The organism is Pseudomonas sp. PNPG3 (genome assembly GCF_023093815.1).
GTDB lineage: Bacteria > Pseudomonadota > Gammaproteobacteria > Pseudomonadales > Pseudomonadaceae > Aquipseudomonas > Aquipseudomonas asiatica.
This window is the reverse complement of the sequence record NZ_JALLKV010000246.1, coordinates 1-264: the sequence shown is the minus strand read 5'-3', so window position 1 is coordinate 264 and position 264 is coordinate 1. Positions and strand designations below refer to the sequence as shown.

The following is a 264-nucleotide window of genomic DNA, read 5'->3' as shown; positions in this document are numbered from 1 at the left end:
GCCCAGCGGCCCTGGCGTCTCGTCGGCTGGGTCGTCGTCTCGATGATATTCGCCGCCTTGATAGGCTTCGATGCGTCGGGCGCACCCGCTACGGCCGACCTCCGTCTTGCCATGCTCGGCGCGTCCGTCGAGTTCCAGTTGTGGAGCTGGTATTTCGATTCCTCGTGGCTACGCTTGACGCCGAAGCAAATTTTTCACCAGGTCCAGCTGCCCAGATCCGCGCGCCAGCGGCACGCTGCACGCCTCAGAACATGCAGCGGAATA

At 63.3% G+C, this 264-nt stretch carries 1 protein-coding gene; it reads left to right on the top strand.

The genetic code is table 11. From position 1 onward, the window contains the following. Positions 1-264 (top strand): hypothetical protein (locus MJ643_RS30910; protein WP_247727340.1); only part of this gene is annotated, 264 nt, incomplete at both ends.